An 899-nucleotide genomic window follows, 5' to 3' on the forward strand; every position below is an offset into this window, starting at 1 on the left:
TGTACAGGTAGATCAGTGTGTCCCGGGGAGGAAGCGACTCCACCTCGGCTGCCGTCAGGCCTTCGGTGTCCAGCGAAGGGAGGTCGGCCTGCCCGATGAGATGGTTGTTGTCGAAAATCTTCCAGCTGATGTTGTTGGCGTCCTCTGGGCCCTCCGGATGCATCGGAGGCTTCGCCATATCCATCAGCGATCTTGCAGAAACAATCGAATATCCGGCGTTACCCACCTTTACAAGAAACCAGCGTTCATCAGGACTGATCTCCAAGGTCTGGATGCTTGCTCTTGGTGCGGATGACCTGACTACCTCACCCTCTATGTTGACGATTCGTGCTTGTGCAGATCCGGTCGCGAGGAGTCTGAGTAGTTTCGACTTCTGGACGGGCTGCGAGGTCTCACGGAGCTTCTCAGGCTGCAGTGTGTAGCTGACAGCAAGCTGCTTCGAGCGCGCTTCGGAAGACAGTGCCATGTCGGTCGCCTCTTCTACGGCGGCTGCTACCGCAAGCGACGGCAAGGTGCAGGCTATAAGAACTGCATGGATCAGGCTGGGGTACCGCAGTGCCAGGCGGAGTGGGGACGGCAAATTGAGATGCATGCCTCAAGTTTCCTTCATTGTGACCAGCGGCTGCGAAGGTCACTGGGCGGGAACCGGGACAATCCGCGCGCCAAATATCTCCGAAGTGACGTAGTGCAGCAGCTCGACCTGGCCGTCGGTGACGCCTGTGATATGGAATGGACGAGAGAGTGTGTCGTCGACCTGGATGGGGGTCATGGTGTTGCTGGAGATGGTGTACAGGTAGATCAGTGTGTCCCGGGGAGGAAGCGACTCCACCTCGGCTGCCGTCAGGCCTTCGGTGTCCAGCGAAGGGAGGTCGGCCTGCCCGATGAGATGGTTGTTGTCG

General features: G+C 58.5%; 2 protein-coding genes. Both read right to left on the reverse strand.

Annotated features, from left to right (window positions below):
- A partial coding sequence (locus AC1DCJ_RS20290) for a hypothetical protein (protein WP_478071793.1) occupies positions 1-592 on the reverse strand: 592 nt, incomplete at its 3' end.
- 39 nt (positions 593-631) lie between these two features.
- Positions 632-899: hypothetical protein (locus tag AC1DCJ_RS20295; protein ID WP_478071794.1), on the reverse strand; the 268-nt coding region annotated here is incomplete at its 5' end.

The sequence above is a fragment of the Stenotrophomonas sp. 10N36 genome (genome assembly GCF_056395005.1).